General features: G+C 44.3%; 2 pseudogenes. Both read right to left on the bottom strand.

From position 1 onward, the window contains the following. A pseudogene (locus FDX03_RS06840) lies at nucleotides 1–248 on the bottom strand (flagellin FliC); the annotation flags it as partial. A gap of 384 nt (nucleotides 249–632) precedes the next feature. Next, nucleotides 633–902, bottom strand: a pseudogene (locus FDX03_RS06835) (LexA family transcriptional regulator); the annotation flags it as partial.

Below are 902 nucleotides of genomic sequence, written 5' to 3'. Positions count from 1 at the left end.
GACAGAGAACCTTCAGTGGTCTGCGCGATGGAGATACCATCGTTAGCGTTACGGGACGCCTGAGTCAGCCCCTTGATGTTAGAGGTGAAACGGTTAGCAATCGCCTGACCTGCAGCATCGTCTTTCGCGCTGTTGATACGCAGACCGGAAGACAGACGCTCAATAGCGGAGCTCAGAGAAGACTGAGATTTGTTCAGGTTGTTCTGGGTCAACAGCGACAGGCTGTTTGTATTGATAACTTGTGCCATAAAATATTCCTTTTGGGTTATTACGCCAGGCTTGCCTGTGTCATTCAAGTTATCGTCATCAATCAACTAAACTTTACTATTTTTTTTAATCTCAACAACCAACTGTTTCTAAATGAACTTAAATAAAACCAACCCTTAAACCAGGGGGGTTACTTCTTTTCTTTGCTCCTTTTCACGAGGGCATTGCACTTAAAAATGTAAAATACATCCGACACAGAAACTATCACTCTCCGCAATCACTTGAAATTAATTTTCTTGCTAAGAATTTTTTACTCAACACTAAATTAGTCATTGTTAATGCCGATACTCAACTCGCCCATAATAAATTTGAACACAAAATAAGCATGTCATTGCCCGCCCGTGCGGGCTTTTTTGTTTTTGTCATCACATGACAGGACCGTCATCAAACTCCCCTACCTCGCATCATTAATGATGTGGGTGATCACACCGAATATAGCGGGTGCAGAACTGTAACCGTCATCATCTACTGGTAGTGCTTCCCTTCTTCCGTTCTCCAGATTTATCAGGTGGGGCTGAGGATGAGTCCGATATCGCTTGATCCTGAATTCCCCGTCTATCGCACATATCAGCAGCGAGCCATCACAAGCAGTAAGTGACGCATCCACAACCAGCAGCGCTCCCTGGAGTATTCCT

The sequence above is a fragment of the Citrobacter sp. wls827 genome, assembly GCF_005280875.1.
Classification (GTDB): domain Bacteria; phylum Pseudomonadota; class Gammaproteobacteria; order Enterobacterales; family Enterobacteriaceae; genus Citrobacter; species Citrobacter youngae.
Note: the sequence above shows the minus strand (reverse complement) of the source record. Positions and strands in the feature narration are given on the sequence as shown.